Source organism: Cytobacillus sp. BC1816 (assembly GCF_051353635.1).
GTDB lineage: Bacteria > Bacillota > Bacilli > Bacillales > Cytobacillaceae > Cytobacillus > Cytobacillus oceanisediminis_C.
Map to the genome: position 1 here is coordinate 4,284,595 of NZ_CP195611.1, position 15,485 is coordinate 4,300,079.

Sequence of the window (15,485 nt, forward strand, 5' to 3'; positions counted from 1 at the left end):
GATGCTGCATCAGTATATCAGAATCAAAGGTTAGAAGGCATTTGCCCCTAACCTTTTTCCTGCTCTCTCTATTACAGCAATTTTTTGATAAAAAGTAAAATGCTGAGTAGTAATTTTAGTTCTATTAATCTGCTTTTTCTGCTTTTTAAAGACCTCTTTGCTCTACTGGAACGTATTTTTGCATTCCCGGGCCAGTATAGTCAGCACGCGGGCGGATCAGACGATTATTTTCATATTGTTCGAGAATATGAGCCAGCCAGCCGGAAACGCGGCTTACAGCGAAAATCGGCGTAAACAGGTCGTGGTCGATTCCCAGGCTGTGGTATACGGATGCAGAATAGAAGTCGACATTTGGCGGAAGTTTTTTCTCTCCGGTAACAATCGCTTCAATTTGCGTGGACATTTCGTACCAGTGTGGTTCCCCTGTAAGTTCTGTAAGCTTTTTGGACATTTCTCTTAAGTGCTTGGCACGAGGGTCGCCCTGACGGTATACACGATGCCCAAAGCCCATGATTTTCTCTTTCTTTTCAAGCTTTTCACGGATATATGGCTCCACATTTTCAAGAGTGCTTATTTCAGTAAGCATTTTCATTACGGCTTCATTGGCACCGCCATGCAGCGGCCCTTTTAAAGCGCCAATTGCAGCTGTAACTCCGGAATAGATATCTGACAATGTGGCTACACATACACGTGCAGTAAAGGTGGAAGCATTTAGTTCATGGTCAGCATGAAGAACCAGCGCTTTATTAAATGCTTCAATTGCGATTGGCTCAGGCTCTTTGCCTGTAAGCATGTATAGGAAGTTGGCTGCAAATCCAAGATCTGTTCTAGGAGCAATTGGCTCAAGGCCTTTTCTTACTCTAGCAAATGCCGTTACGATAGCAGGCATTTTAGCTTGAAGGCGAATTGCTTTTTTATAATTTGCTTCTACATCCATCTGGTCTGCTTCTTCATCATAAAGTCCCAAAAGAGACACTGCAGAACGCAGAGCAGCCATTGGATGCACTTTGTCGATTGGATATGTTTTAAAATGGTTCAGAACTTCCTCTGGAAGAGAGTAGTTTGCTGCAAGCTGACTCTTTAACTCATCCAGCTGGGATTGAGTAGGAAGCTTTCTGTGCCATAAAAGATAAATAACCTCTTCAAAGCTTGCATTTTCAGCCAAATCATCAATATTGTAGCCTGCATAGGTTAATGTATCGTCTATGATGGAGCTGATAGACGAAGTAGTAGCTACTACCCCTTCAAGACCGCGTGTTACTGTCATACCGAATCTCTCCTTTACATAATAAAATTTCCCCATACCCATTTTTGTCTGTACATTAAACATAAGTAAGCCGAACCTGATTTTTCATTTTTCAGAAAAGCTTCCTTGTCATGTCCACATTCTGTTTTATCTTTACTATGAACACTTTTATAGGGCTGCTGGACAGCCATTGCAAAGCCGGCTGTATTAGCCGATCTACAGACCAAAACCATGAAAGGTGAAACTTCCATTTAGTGAAAGGGCACTCCCTGATATACGGAAGAAATAAACTTTCTTTTGGCGTGCATTCCATCGAGCGGTTGCTCGGTACTCTTTAAAAAAAAGAAAATGCTTACATTTTTTCTGAATAGAAAAAATAAAAATATATTAATAACATTTTAATAGAGCTTAACTGAATATAATAGGTACCGTAAAATAGGTTACGCTTACAAGTCCTATTATAAACAATTATCTGACTTTTGTGAACGAAAAGCACTTAAAATGTTAAAAAATATTATTTTCCAAAAAAAGTTTATTTACAATAATGCCCAAGGGCAATAAGAAAAGCGGAAGCGCCTTGCCCATCCCGACACTTGAGGGGATAGGCTGCTTGCGCTAGACAGATATTAAAGTTCCAAGTTTTCTTTCTTCTTAAAAAAATCGATCATGAGCACAGTATCGATCATTTAAAGAGTTCAAAGATTTTCATTGCCATATACGCAATTCCTGCCCCTATTAGAGGACCGACGGCAACACCTTTAAAAAGGGAAACAGCAAGAATGGTCCCAAGAACAAGAGCAGTTGTTATATGAGGGTCTTCCGCCAGCAGAACGATGCCGCCTTTTGCCAAAAGCGCAACTGCAACCCCTGAGATAAGGGCAACCCATGCATAAGGGGATTTGAACGCTCCGCCTAAATCCCGGAAGCCGATTTCACCGCTTGCTATTGGTGCCAGGACAGCGATTGTAATAATGGTTACGCCCCAGTTAATCCCTTTGGACTGCAGGAATGAAAAGGCTTTTGAATCGAGGCCGGCTGCTTTAAGGACAATCAATACAAAGACAGCAATGATCAATGATTGATTTTTTGCTATTACACCAATACCCAGCAACAGAATCAAAAAAATGAGCGATTGGGAAAACATTTGCTAATTCACCTGCCAGCTTTCTATATTATCGTAACATAATTTAATTCATTTTAATAATTTCTGAGTTCTTTACCTGATTTTAATAAATAGAATAAGTATTACTAGACAATAGCTAATTATTTTTAGCTTCATCAAAATTGATGTATGATATGACTAATAACATTACATAAAAACGGCAGCTGCAATGACTTAGTCTGTTCTAATTAAATAAGGAGGCTATTACTTGAACCCGGCATATATCTATCGGACCGTAAGATTTTTCTTTGTCATTGGAGTAGTGATCTTAAGTCTCTATGCTTTCTTATATTTATCCAAAGTGACTTACCCTTTCATTATCGGACTGGCCATTGCCTTTCTCATAAATCCCTTTGTCAACATGATGGAAGTTAAATGGAAAATCCCAAGGGCTCTTGCAGTCCTCATTGCTTTGATTCTTATCTTTGCCATTTTTGCTGGATTAATCACATTACTGGTGGCAGAGATCGTATCAGGTGCAGATTATTTGGCAAAAGTCGTACCGCAGCACCTCGATACTTTAATTGACTTCATTGAGCAGTTCTTTGCTGGGCAAATCATTCCTCTTTATAACCAGCTTGCAAGTTTATTTAATAATCTTGGCACAGGCCAGCAGGATACCATAATGACAAACATAGAAAATGTCGGAAAGCAATTTGGCTCCACCCTGGGAGATTTTATCCAGGCATTCTTCGAGAAAATCCCAAATATCCTTTCCTGGTTTCCCAATGCAGCAACTGTCCTGATATTCTCGCTGCTGGCCACTTTTTTCATCAGCAAGGATTGGCATAGGCTTTCAGGCCTCTTCAGCCGCATACTGCCCAGCCGTGCAAAAAAGAGCGGCAGAACTGTATTTGCCGATCTGCAGAAGGCCTTGTTTGGCTTTGTCAAAGCGCAGGCTACCTTAGTATCCATCACGACTGTTATCATACTTGCCGGACTGCTGATTTTGCGTGTCGATTACGCTATTACAATTGCACTTGTGACTGGCCTTGTCGATATCATTCCCTATCTCGGAACAGGGCTGATTTTTGTGCCATGGATCATCTATGAGGCAATCGGCGGAGAAATGAGCAGGGCAATCGGACTTGGCATTCTTTATATCATCGTATTGGTACAGCGGCAGATTATGGAGCCAAAGATCCTTTCATCAAGCATTGGACTTGACCCTTTAGCTACCCTGATTGCTTTATTTGTCGGTTTTAAACTGATTGGATTTCTGGGCTTAATCGCCGGGCCGGTTACTCTTGTACTCATCACAACTCTTCATAAAGCTGGAGTATTCAGGGATATCTGGTTGTTTATAAAAGGCAATGATGAAGCAGATTAAGCTGAAGAACCTGAATGTGAGCATCGCCTTCAATCAGGCTATGTAATGGATTGCCTATTTGGCACTTGCCTAACCAAAAGATGTGAAGGCGTCGGAAAATACAATGCCCAATAAAAGAAACAAGCCGCTCCAATTTAAAGGAGCGGCTTTATATATAGCTATTTTCACCTGATTATCGTGATCGTTCCCTTGTTCATCCATTTTTTCAGACCTAAATACAGGATGTTTTTAAATACTTTTCTTGCAGAAGGGAGAAGCAATGCAAATCCTAATGCATCTGTAATAAATCCCGGTGCAAGTAGCAGGGTGCCTCCAATAAGGATGCAGGCCCCATCAAGAATGGCATCTCCAGGCACTTGCCCGCAGCGAAGCTGATCCTGTATTTTTCTGATTGTATCAAGGCCCTGTTTTTTGGCCAGATAAGCACCGAGAACGCCTGTAAACAAGATAACCGCAAGAGTAGGCCATAGCCCAATTGTGTTCCCTGATAGAAGTAAAACACCAATTTCAGCAGCAGGAACGATTATCATCAGCAAGAGAATGTAGCGCATCAAGCCACCTCTATTTTGTATAAGACTTACCTTTATTATACCAAACATGGAACTGATAATATAACAATTTGTCTGCCCAGGCATCAAAAAAAGGAAGGGCAGCCCCTTCCTTTTTTAACCCTTACAGCACGCTTGCGTGGCCGTTATAAATTACGCCGCGCTGAGAATCGACTGTAACTTCCTGTCCATCTTTGAGAAGGGTTGTTGCTTTTTCAACCCCTACAATGACAGGTATGCCAATATTAAGGCCTACAACAGCTGCATGGCTTGTAAGTCCGCCTTCTTCTGTAATAAGTGCACTGCATTTTTCAATAGCAGGGACCATTTCACGGTCAGAACCGATTGTAACCAGAATAGACCCTTCTGTTACTTTTGCCAATGCTTCCTCTGCATTTCTCGCCACAACGACTTTTCCAAAGGCTGATTTGCGCCCGATTCCTTGTGCCTTAGCCAGGATATCCCCCACCACATGAATTTTCATTAAATTGGTGGTACCAGCTTCACCAACAGGCACACCAGCTGTAATAACCACTAAATCTCCTGATGCAACAATTCCGCTGTTCACACTTTCCTCAACTGCAATATCAAGCATATCATCTGTAGTAGACGCTTTTTGGCCAATTTGAGGATAAACACCCCATGTTAAAGATAAGCGCCGTGATACATAATCGTTTGAAGTAACGGCAACAATAGGAGCTTTTGGACGGTACTTTGAAATCATTCTTGCTGTATGGCCGCTCTCAGTCGGTGTAATAATTGCGTTAACATCCAGGTTTAGAGCTGTATGTGCCACTGATTGTCCAATGGCATCTGTAATGTTATGCTCATTATCTTTGCTGCGGTTTGATAGAATTTCTTTATGATCTAAGGCAGATTCTGCTCTTGATGCAATGTTGTGCATCGTCTGAACAGCCTCGACAGGATAAGAGCCTGCAGCCGTTTCACCGGATAACATGATAGCATCAGTACCATCAAAAATGGCATTTGCTACATCACTCGCTTCTGCGCGTGTTGGACGGGGGTTGCGCTGCATGGAATCCAGCATTTGTGTTGCAGTAATAACAGGTTTACCCTGTGCATTGCACTTTTTAATTAATTTCTTTTGCACAAGCGGAACTTCTTCTGCTGGAATTTCGACACCAAGGTCTCCGCGCGCTACCATAAGACCGTCAGAAATTTCAAGAATTTCATCAATGTTATCTACACCTTCCTGATTTTCAATCTTAGGAATGATGTTGATATAAGAGGCGTTGTGCTCTTCAAGCAGCTGTCTGATTTCCAAAACATCAGACGCTCTGCGGACAAAAGAAGCAGCAATGAAATCTACGCCCTGTTCGATTCCGAAGATAATGTCCTGAGCATCTTTCTCCGTTATGCCAGGAAGATTCACAGATACACCCGGAACGTTGACGCCTTTTTTATTTTTAAGTGTTCCGCTATTTAAGATTTTTGTGTGAATTTCACTGCTGGCTTTATCGATTTTTGTCACTTCAAGTCCAATTAAACCGTCATCAAGCAGAATTTTGCTTCCTGTGTGTACATCTTCAATTAGCCCTGCGTATGTAACAGAAAACTTTTCTGCTGTTCCTTCAACCTCGTTCATGGAGATAATAATGTTTTCCCCAGCTCTCAGTTCTATCGCACCTTCAAGCATATTGTTTGTGCGGATCTCCGGTCCTTTTGTGTCTAAGAGGATCGCTACTGTCTTGCCGGTCTTTTCCGCAGCTTCACGGATGTTCTGAATTCGCTGTCCATGCTCCTGGAAATCACCATGAGAAAAATTTAACCGGGCAACATTCATGCCTGCTTCAATAAGCTGTGTTAACTTTTCAACACTTTCACTGGCAGGTCCAATAGTACAAACGATTTTCGTTTTACGCATTTTAATTTACCTCCTGATTTGATGCAGCTTGATTACAAGAAAAGCGGAAGCGCCTTGCCCACCCCCGACAAGCACAAGACGAGCCTCCCGGAAAGGCGTTCTTTGCCTTTTTGAGAGGATTTCTCGAAATGTGGAGGCGACTGCCCAGAGACGACAGGCATAAGACCCTGAGTCCCCAGGAGCCGAAACAAGACAAGCTTGTGACCTCGAGGGGGTAGGCGCTGGAGCTAGACAGTTATCTTGTCAGCACAGGGCCCTTTGGGCGCATCGTGCTGGTTTATATGTGACAAAATTAAATAGACAGCTCTTTCGAAAGTTTGTATAGGTCCAGGTCAAGTGTATGCTCTCTATCCAATATTTCTATTATATCATGGTCAACAAGTTTATTATTTTGAATTCCTACTGCACGTCCGCCTTTGCCTTCAAGGAGAAGTTCTACTGCATGTGCTCCAAGGCGGCTTGCCAGCACCCGGTCGAATGCAGTTGGGGATCCGCCCCTCTGCATATGGCCAAGTACAGACACCCGTGTATCAAAGTTTGTTGTTTCCTTTATTTGCTTGGCAAATTCCACTCCGCTGCAGACTCCTTCTGCTACCACAATGATACTATGCTTTTTGCCGCGTTCATGTCCCTTTTTAAGTCTCTCTGCAATTTCATCCATACTATAGCCTGCTTCAGGAATGAGGATTGTTTCCGCACCGCCTGCTAATCCTGCACATAAAGCGATGTCTCCTGCATCTCTTCCCATTACTTCAATGATAAACGTTCTTTCATGGGAAGTAGCCGTATCACGGATTTTATCAATTGCATCAATAACCGTATTTAAAGCTGTGTCAAAGCCAATAGTATATTGGGTTCCCGGAATATCATTATCGATGGTGCCAGGTACGCCCACACAGGGAAATCCCTGCTCTGTCAAAGCTTTTGCTCCACGGTATGAACCGTCCCCTCCAATTACCACAAGACCTTCAATGCCGTGCTTATTCATCTGTTCAATGCCTTTTTGCTGGCCTTCTCTTGTTTTGAACTCTTCGCTTCTTGCCGAATGAAGGACTGTGCCGCCGCGATGGATGATATCACCAACCGAACCAAGGTCAAGCTTCTTAATATTCCCTGACATTAAGCCGGAATATCCGCCATAAACACCATACACTTCAATATTATGATAAATCGCTTTACGGACAACTGCTCGTACAGCTGCATTCATGCCAGGAGAATCGCCGCCGCTTGTTAATACTCCTATTTTCTTCACAATAATCACCCCGAATGTAATTTATATAAAAATAAGAAAGCGTGTTGTCTGCTGCGCTGTTTTTTAACAGCCTATAAATCATGGACTCGCCTGCCCAGGAATTTTACATGTAATATAGGCTCTTTATGTAAAGCAGAGCATAGTCTGCTTATCTTATTATTGAACAAAACGCTATTGAATATTTCTAAAATACCATGAAGAAGGGAGCATCTCAACTTAATCAGGCAAATTCAAGGAAATACAGAATTGTCGGGTAACTGAAAGCGTTTTATACAAGAAAAGCGGAAGCACCTCGCCCACTTTTGGAAGGCAGACTAAGAACTCCGCGTCCTGTGGCAATGTCTGCATGACCCTCATCCTGTTGGCCTCAAGCACAAGATGATCCTCAGGGAAAGGCGTTTTTTGCCTTTTGGGAGGGGGCAGGTGCTGGAGCTGACAGTTTTCCACATCGGAATTTACATCATTTTTCTTTTGACAAGCCTGCAGTATAAGCCTCCCGCTGACATAGATGGCTTGTGCAATGGAATAGGCAAAAAATAAAAGCGTGCCCGAAGGCACGCTTTTATTTTACCCCAATAAATTCCTTTAAAAACGAATATTCACCAATGGATTTGAACTTGTTGTACCGGTGGTCGATAAGCTGATCTTCAGAAAGATTCATCAAATCCTTCAATGATTGATAAAGGACCTCTCCGATTTCTGCAGCCTGCACCTTTACATCTTTGTGGGCTCCGCCCTTTACCTCTTCGATAATCTCATCTACAACACCTAATTCTTTTAAATCCGGAGCAGTAATTCTCATGGATTCTGCAGCCTTTTTGGCCTGCGTGGCATCTTTCCAGAGAATGGCAGCAGCTCCTTCTGGAGAAATAACCGAATAAGTGGAGTTTTCAAGCATATGAATATGGTTTCCCACACCGAGAGCCAGCGCTCCGCCGCTTCCCCCTTCACCGATGACGATACAGATAACAGGCACCCTAAGGCTGGCCATTTCAAACAGGTTTTTTGCGATTGCCTCGCTCTGTCCGCGTTCCTCTGCGGCTTTCCCAGGATAGGCACCCTTTGTATCAATGAAACAAATGATCGGCCTTCGGAATTTATCTGCCTGCTTCATGAGTCTTAATGCTTTGCGGTACCCTTCGGGATGCGGCATTCCAAAATTTCTGCGGATATTCTCTTTTGTGTCTTTTCCGCGCTGATGCCCAATGACAGTAACCGGAAGGCCCCTAAACTTTGCAATGCCTCCAACAATGGCTTCGTCATCCCCAAAAGCACGATCTCCATGACACTCGAAAAAATCCTCAAAAAGATAGGAGATATAGTCCTGGGTGGTTGGCCTTCCAGGATGTCTTGCAATCTGTACACGATCCCACGGTTTCATATTTTCATATATATCGGTTTCTAATTTCTCCAAGCGCGCTTCCAGCTTCTCTATCTCAGAGGATAGGTCTACATCGGCTGTTTTTGTAAACTCTTTTAATTCAGCAATCTTTTTTTTCAGCTCCATAACCGGACGTTCAAATTCTAATTCTCCTGCCATTGGAAGTCACCTCCTGGTTGATGTATCGATAAAATGGCTGATATCTTGTCCTTTAACTCTGTTCTGGGGATGACTGCATCCAATTGACCGTGTTTTAATAAGAATTCTGCTGTCTGGAAGTCTTCCGGCAGTTCTTCACGGATCGTTTGTTCTATGATTCTGCGCCCCGCAAAGCCAATCAAAGCACCAGGTTCCGCCAAATTGTAATCTCCCAGTGAAGCAAAGCTTGCAGACACACCGCCTGTTGTCGGATGAGTCATGATGGAGATAATCAGACCTCCATTATCACTGAATCTTTTTAAGGCTACACTTGTCTTAGCCATTTGCATCAGGCTCAAAACGCCTTCCTGCATTCTTGCTCCGCCTGAAGCGGTAAATATAATAAAAGGAACTCCCAATTCATCAGCTTTTTCAATGGCACGGGTAATTTTTTCTCCTACTACTGAGCCCATGCTTCCCATTCTGAATGTAGAATCCATAACGGCCACTGCTATTTTTTGGCCATTTACAGTGCCTGTCCCAGTCACTACCGCTTCATTAATTTTTGTTTTTTCCCGATCTTTTTCCAGCTTTTCAATATAATCCGGGAAATTAAGAGGATTTTCAGATATCATGTTTGCGTTAATTTCCTCAAAGCTACTGGCATCCAAAAAGCTTTCCAAGCGCTCTTTTGAATTCATGGTGTGGTGGTATTGACAATGGAAACACACTTTAAGGTTCTTAACCAATTCTTTTGTATACATGATCTTCTTGCAGTTCGGACACTTTGTCATGATTCCTTCCGGCACATCCTGCTTTGCCGTTTCCGATGGAATGGTTGCATATTTCTTCTTCTTCGTCTTAGTGAAAATATCTTTAAGCAAGATGAAACCTCCCTGATATTCGCTGAATCATTTCCATTAATTTCAATAGTGGTCAGACCACCGATTTAAAAATGAATGCCTAACTCTCCTAGGCTCCATTTATGCTTGTCTGATTATTTAAATATAGAGGATATCAGCTATAAAATCTGCAAAAAATTGTCGTTAGCTTTTCGACAATTTTCTCAGATTTCTATATACACGAATAACTTCGGATTCATTTCTGGAAATCAATGTCTCAATCAGCCTTGCATATTGTTCCTTAGTTACCATCATTGTCTCCAGATCCAAAGAATTATAATAATCTTTAAGGATAATCCAGATGCGGAGGAAAAGATGATTATCTGCAAGTGTGACAATTTCCAGGAAAAAGTCATCATCTGAGTAGTCTGCTTCAAGAGACCACTTTTTGAACCTAAGAAGCTGATCTTCCCCAGCCTTTTGAATGATTAGCCATAAACAATCAAGTTCGATCAGAAACTTGGTTTCTTTAACATCTCTTATGGATTTCTTATCCTGAAGAATAAACGTGCTGAGCAGCTGTACGAGCTGATGCCCTCTAAAATCCCTCATAAAAGTCCCCTCGCCCCTCCTTGTCTCTATTAAGCCAAGAAGTTCAAGGGCTCTTAATGCTTCCCGTACGGAAGAGCGCCCGACACCCAGGCGCTCTGACAGCTCTCTTTCAGAAGGCAATCGATCTCCAGGCTTAAGTCCGTCATGTTCAATCATGGACCTAAGCTGTTTGACAATGCCGATATATACCTTCGTGTTATTTTGAGGTGGATTCACGTATGGAGTCACTCACCTTTTCCAATTACAGCAAGTTGCTTCGTTTTTTCCTTTACTTCTTCAGGATCCACTTTAATGCGGGCAACACCTGTTTCCATAGCTGCCTTTGCCACAGCGGCCGCAACTGCAGGTGCGACACGGGGATCGAATGGCCCAGGGATGACATAATCCGCATTCAGTTCATCCTGATGAACCAAATTGGCAATGGCTTCTACAGCAGCTACTTTCATTTTCTCATTGATATGAGTTGCACGGACATCCAGAGCTCCTCTGAAAATTCCAGGGAAAGCCAGCACATTATTGACCTGGTTCGGAAAGTCGGATCTTCCTGTACCAACTACCATCGCTCCAGCAGCTTTCGCTTCTTCTGGCATAATTTCAGGAGTTGGATTGGCCATAGCGAAAATAATCGGGGCCTGATTCATAGCACCAATCATCTCTGCCGTTAACGCTCCAGCCACAGAAACCCCGATGAATACGTCTGCACCTTTAATAACATCAGCCAGGCTTCCCTTGGCATTCTCACGATTCGTATATTTCGCTACTTCATTTTTTATCTCATTCATTCCCTGTGGGCGGCCTTCATAGATGGCACCCTTCGTGTCACACATAATAATATCGCGAACACCATAGCTGTAAAGAAGTTTAATGATGGCAATTCCGGCCGCACCCGCACCGTTTGCCACAACCTTAATTTCATTCATTTTCTTTCCCGAAAGCTTCAAGGCATTCACAAGACCTGCAACAGTCACAATGGCCGTGCCATGCTGGTCATCATGGAAAACAGGAATATTTGTTTCCTTTTTTAGCCGCTCCTCTACATAAAAGCAATTTGGAGCAGCAATATCTTCAAGGTTTACGCCTCCAAATGTAGGTTCAAGAAGTTTTACAGTCTCAACGATTTTATCAACATCGGTCGTATTGAGGCAAATTGGAAATGCATCCACTCCTGCAAAACTTTTGAATAGTACAGCCTTACCTTCCATTACAGGAAGGGCGGCTTCCGGTCCGATATTTCCTAATCCCAGCACAGCTGTTCCATCTGAAACAACCGCGACCATATTACCTTTCATCGTATATTCATAGACCGTTTCCGGCTTATCATAAATCTCCTTGCAGGGCTCAGCAACCCCCGGGGAGTATGCAAGGCTTAAGTCTTTGGCATTTCGCACCTGTACTTTTGATTTAGATTCCAATTTCCCTTTATTAGCTCTATGCATATGCAGTGCTTCTTCGCGTAAGGTCAAAATTTTCACTCCTCATATTCCGGATAGGATTTATATATATAAACATAGATCGACGGACAAATATCTGCTGCCGCTCTGCCAGATTATCAGGTGGCGCAGGGCTTATCTTTCGCTTCAGTGGTCAGACCAGTTTATTTTTCTTCTTACAAATATACCATAATTGTTATTGTTGTAAAGGCTAATTACTTTAAAATGACGTTATTCTGCCCAAGCACTTTCATAAGCAAATGAAGGAAATCTTCTGATGGCGAGATCAGGTCCTCTTCACCCAGGCGGATGGTTTTTCGGGAGCTTTCATAATATAAAACCACCTGAACCCGGCCTTCATTTTTCTTAAATAACTCTTTAAGCGAACGAAGATTTTCAGATGTTTCCCGATCCTCGGTAATCCTTAAATATAAAACCGGATCCTTGTTTTGCATTTTTTCAATTGCTTCCTTCACATCATCAAGATGCTGGACAATCAGCTGCTTCTTTCCGTCCCGTTCCTCTATCCTTCCTTCCGCAAAGACAATGCTTCCCTGGGAGCATAGCATTGAAAATCGGTTAAACACCTTTGGAAAAACAACTGCCTCCATATCCCCCGTCTGGTCGCTCAAGGATAGAAATGCCATTGGCTCTCCTTTTTTCGTACGGATCTTTTTCACCTCGGATAAATATGCAACTGTTTTTGCCTTATTTGCATTTCTTTCGAGTTCAAGCAGCGGACTGGCATCCAGCAGATGAAAAGATGATTCGTAAATTGAAACCGGATGATCTGATAAATACAGGCCCAGCACATCTTTTTCAAATCTCAGCTTGTCCTCGGAACGGATCGGATCTACTTCGGTATATTTAGGCTTAGGAAAAAATTCATCATCCTCAAAAAAATCAGCTTGATCGTCTTCCGGCATAACAAGCTGGGCATGTTCCGCAGCCACATCCAGACTTGCAAGCAGAACAGCTCTATCTTCCCCAAATTCATCAAAACTGCCTGAATGAACCAGGGATTCGAGGACCTTGCGATTAACAGCTTTTGTTGAAACCCTTATGCAAAAATCAAACAGATCTTCAAAGCGCTTATTTTTCCTAGCCTGAAAAATATCCCTTAAAGCTGCAGCACCTACGCCTTTTATGGCTGCAAGACTATACCTGATTGAATCTTTCTCTACCAGAAATGAATAGCCGCTTTTATTTATGGATGGCGGGCTGAGCGCCAAACCCATCTGTTTCAGTTCTCCGATATACTGGGCAATCCTGCCTTCATTGCCTACTGCTGAAGTCAGCAGTGAAGCCATAAAGTAAAGCGGATAATGAGTTTTTAAATATGCCAGCTGATAAGCTATGAAACTGTATGCAACCGCATGGCTCCGGTTAAATCCATAGTTTGCAAACCGGACAATCAGATCATATATATCATGAGCAGCTTGTTCACTATAGCCTTTCTTCACCGCTCCCCCTACAAAATGGACACGCTCACGGTCAAGCACTTCTTTTTGCTTCTTGCTGACTGCTCTCCGAAGCAAATCGGCTTCACCCAGTGAAAACCCTGCCATTTTTGCAGCGATTTGCATAATTTGTTCCTGATACACGATGACACCATACGTATTTTCAAGAATAGGCTTCAAATCAGGATGCGGATATATAATCGGCTTCCTCCCGTGCTTTCTATCAATAAACAGCGGGATATTTTCCATTGGGCCGGGGCGGTAAAGGGCATTGACAGCCACAATATCTTCAAAGCGTGTTGGCTGAAGCCTTGTCAGAACACTTCGCATCCCCTCAGACTCAAGCTGGAAAATGCCTGTAGTATCTCCTCTTCCCAAAAGACTGTATACTGCCTCATCATCCAGGGGAATGTTTTTTATATCAATCTGTGTGCCTGTCTTTCTCTGAATAGAGCTTAAGATATTCTCGATTAGTGTCAGGTTCCTAAGACCGAGAAAATCCATTTTTAATAGGCCGACATCCTCAAGATGCTCCATTGAGTATTGGGTCAAATAAACATTCTCATGTCCCTTTTGAATGGGAATGGCCTCAACCAGCGGGTGCTCGCTGATTACAACACCGGCAGCATGAGTGGATGTGTGCCTTGGGAGACCTTCCAGTTTGATAGCCGTTTCAAAAAGTTTGCGATTTAAATCGGATTCCTCGGTGAATCTTCTTAAAGGCTCTGATTCTTTGTAAGCCTCTTTGAGACTGATGCCCAATTTGGAAGGTACTTTTCTTGAAAGCATGTCCAGCTCTTTCGGATTAAGCCCAAATGCCCTGCCGACATCACGTAGTGCCGCCTTAGCTGCCAATGTTCCAAACGTAAGAATTTGAGCAACATGGAGCTCTCCATATTTCCTGGACACATACCGAATCACCTCATCCCTTCTGTGATCCGGGAAATCGATATCAATATCAGGCATGGAAATTCTTTCTGGATTAAGGAACCGCTCAAATAATAACTGATGCTCAATTGGATCCACATCTGTAATATATAAGACATAAGCAACCATCGAACCGGCAGCAGATCCCCGCCCCGGACCGGTTAAAATCCCATTTTCTCTCGAAAACTTCATAAAATCCCAAACGATTAGAAAATAATCGCTGAACTTCATGTTATTAATTATATTCAGCTCATACCGCAAACGCTCCCTATGCTCACCATCTGCATCCGGATATCTGTCAGCAAAACCCTTCCAGCAAACTTCTGCCAATAGCTCATCGGCACTCATCCCTTTTACAGCAGGGTATTTAGGGAGGTTCTGTTTATCCAGCTCAAGCATTACATTGCATTGCTCTGCTATCTTAATCGTATTTTCCAAAGCATCCGGATAACCCGATAACAATTCTGCCATTTCCCCGGATGACTTTAAATAATACTCATCACTCTTCAGCCGCTCTCTCGCTTCATCCTGAAGCTTTTCTCCATTTTTAATGGCCAGCAGGCACTCATGGGCAAAAGCATCTTCTTTCTTTATGTAACAGACACCATTTGAAGCCGCCAGGCCAATCCCGGTTTCCCCGGAAAGCTGAACCAGAAGTTCATGGTTTTTTTTCTCTTCACGCAGTCCATGATCCTGTATAGCTAAAAAGAAGGAATGCGGATCGAAAAGACTGCTGAAAAGTTCAGCTGTTCTTTTTGCCTGGCCGTATTCACCTGCCTCAAGATAGTGTTCTATTTCCCCATCAAGGCCGGGAGTTAAAGCAAACAATCCTCCTGCATAGTGCTTAAGCCATTTAACAGGGATGCCTTCAGGCGATTTTGTCTGGACTGTGCTTGTGATTTTTAATAGATTCTGAAAACCCTGCCTGTCTTTAGCCAAAAGGACCATCGGATAAGCTTCCCCTTCGGATACCTCGCTTAATACATCCACAGAGAGTCCCAGGATTGGCTTTATGGACTGCTTAAGACATTCTTTATAAAAAGCAACAGCTCCGTACATGACATTCCGGTCCGTTAAAGCCAGGGCAGGAAACCTGTTTTCCCTGGCGCCTGACACAAGCTGTTCTACTCTTGCCGTGCTCGATAGCAGGCTATAAGCGCTATATACATGAAGGTGAATAAATGACACGTTTCTCACACCCTTACTTTCTCTGTATTTTCATTATAGAACGCCCGTTTCCAAAAAGAAAATATGTTCTCTTTTTAACTACAG

The 15,485-nt window shown here is 42.8% G+C and carries 11 protein-coding genes; 1 reads left to right on the forward strand and 10 read right to left on the reverse strand.

Features of this window, described 5'->3' with window-relative positions; all coding sequences use genetic code 11:
* Window positions 1–145: 145 nt before the first annotated feature.
* The gene (citZ, locus tag ACR42H_RS21780; RefSeq protein WP_113882621.1) at window positions 146–1,267 is read right to left on the reverse strand and encodes a citrate synthase; all 1,122 of its coding nucleotides are present in this window, start codon (window positions 1,265–1,267) and stop codon (window positions 146–148) included.
* Window positions 1,268–1,928: 661 nt separating this feature from the next.
* A complete protein-coding gene (locus tag ACR42H_RS21785; RefSeq protein WP_113882619.1) occupies window positions 1,929–2,390 on the reverse strand; it encodes a DUF441 domain-containing protein in 462 nt (153 codons plus the stop codon).
* Between the two features lie 226 nt (window positions 2,391–2,616).
* On the opposite strand from ACR42H_RS21785, the gene ytvI reads away from it, so the two are divergent.
* Window positions 2,617–3,738, forward strand: a complete 1,122-nt coding sequence (gene ytvI, locus ACR42H_RS21790; protein ID WP_113882618.1) for a sporulation integral membrane protein YtvI — start codon at window positions 2,617–2,619, stop codon at window positions 3,736–3,738.
* Between the two features lie 164 nt (window positions 3,739–3,902).
* Here the strand turns inward: ytvI and ACR42H_RS21795 are convergent, their stop codons facing one another.
* The 8 genes from ACR42H_RS21795 to dnaE form a co-directional block, all read right to left on the reverse strand.
* On the reverse strand, window positions 3,903–4,289 hold the full coding sequence (locus tag ACR42H_RS21795) for an FxsA family protein (RefSeq protein ID WP_113882617.1): 387 nt from the start codon (window positions 4,287–4,289) through the stop codon (window positions 3,903–3,905).
* A 121-nt stretch (window positions 4,290–4,410) separates the two neighbouring features.
* The gene (pyk, locus tag ACR42H_RS21800) at window positions 4,411–6,171 is read right to left on the reverse strand and encodes a pyruvate kinase (protein ID WP_113882616.1); all 1,761 of its coding nucleotides are present in this window, start codon (window positions 6,169–6,171) and stop codon (window positions 4,411–4,413) included.
* A 292-nt stretch (window positions 6,172–6,463) separates the two neighbouring features.
* A complete protein-coding gene (gene pfkA, locus ACR42H_RS21805; RefSeq protein ID WP_113882615.1) occupies window positions 6,464–7,423 on the reverse strand; it encodes a 6-phosphofructokinase in 960 nt (319 codons plus the stop codon).
* Window positions 7,424–7,985: 562 nt separating this feature from the next.
* Window positions 7,986–8,963, reverse strand: a complete 978-nt coding sequence (gene accA / locus ACR42H_RS21810) for an acetyl-CoA carboxylase carboxyl transferase subunit alpha (protein WP_436373210.1) — start codon at window positions 8,961–8,963, stop codon at window positions 7,986–7,988.
* Window positions 8,948–9,826 (reverse strand): acetyl-CoA carboxylase, carboxyltransferase subunit beta, encoded by an 879-nt coding sequence (gene accD / locus ACR42H_RS21815; protein WP_113882612.1) that lies wholly within the window; start codon window positions 9,824–9,826, stop codon window positions 8,948–8,950. Before accD ends, accA begins: the two co-directional genes overlap by 16 nt.
* 162 nt (window positions 9,827–9,988) lie before the next feature.
* Window positions 9,989–10,552, reverse strand: a complete 564-nt coding sequence (locus ACR42H_RS21820; RefSeq protein ID WP_436377043.1) for a FadR/GntR family transcriptional regulator — start codon at window positions 10,550–10,552, stop codon at window positions 9,989–9,991.
* 68 nt (window positions 10,553–10,620) lie between these two features.
* Window positions 10,621–11,859 (reverse strand): NAD(P)-dependent malic enzyme, encoded by a 1,239-nt coding sequence (locus ACR42H_RS21825; RefSeq protein WP_436373213.1) that lies wholly within the window; start codon window positions 11,857–11,859, stop codon window positions 10,621–10,623.
* 182 nt (window positions 11,860–12,041) lie between these two features.
* Window positions 12,042–15,401, reverse strand: coding sequence for a DNA polymerase III subunit alpha (gene dnaE, locus ACR42H_RS21830; RefSeq protein WP_436373215.1), 3,360 nt, complete (start codon window positions 15,399–15,401; stop codon window positions 12,042–12,044).
* Between the last annotated feature and the right edge of the window lie 84 nt (window positions 15,402–15,485).

Bases quoted from the DNA above. Each gene is read 5' to 3' on its own strand.
- citZ (WP_113882621.1), bottom strand. From the start codon at position 1,267: ATGACAGTAACACGCGGTCTTGAAGGGGTAGTAGCTACTACTTCGTCT.
- ACR42H_RS21785 (WP_113882619.1), bottom strand. From the start codon at position 2,390: ATGTTTTCCCAATCGCTCATTTTTTTGATTCTGTTGCTGGGTATTGGT.
- ACR42H_RS21795 (WP_113882617.1), bottom strand. From the start codon at position 4,289: ATGCGCTACATTCTCTTGCTGATGATAATCGTTCCTGCTGCTGAAATT.
- pyk (WP_113882616.1), bottom strand. From the start codon at position 6,171: ATGCGTAAAACGAAAATCGTTTGTACTATTGGACCTGCCAGTGAAAGT.
- accA (WP_436373210.1), bottom strand. From the start codon at position 8,963: ATGGCAGGAGAATTAGAATTTGAACGTCCGGTTATGGAGCTGAAAAAA.
- ACR42H_RS21820 (WP_436377043.1), bottom strand. From the start codon at position 10,552: ATGATTGAACATGACGGACTTAAGCCTGGAGATCGATTGCCTTCTGAA.